The sequence below is a fragment of the Intestinimonas butyriciproducens genome (assembly GCF_016901775.1).
Lineage (GTDB): Bacteria > Bacillota > Clostridia > Oscillospirales > Butyricicoccaceae > Pseudobutyricicoccus.
Map to the genome: position 1 here is coordinate 1 of NZ_JACJKW010000071.1, position 219 is coordinate 219.

Consider the following 219-nt stretch of genomic DNA (forward strand, 5'->3'; position numbering starts at 1 on the left):
TGCGCAGGAAGGAGGTGAGGGTAAAGGTAAAGTATCATATCATTTATCGCCACAAAACAGAGTATCCCGTAGCAGTCATGTGCAAATTCTTCGGAGTATCCAGAAGCGGTTACTATGCCTTCGTTCATCGCCTTGGCAAGCCGGAGAAGGATGCGGCTCTTGCGGAAGTCATCGCGCAGCAGAGGGAAGGCAGTTTTCGCACCTACGGTTATCGGCGGA

The 219-nt window shown here is 51.6% G+C and carries 1 pseudogene; it reads left to right on the top strand.

The features are described from left to right. Window positions 1–219, top strand: a pseudogene (locus tag H6A25_RS12625) (IS3 family transposase); the annotation flags it as partial.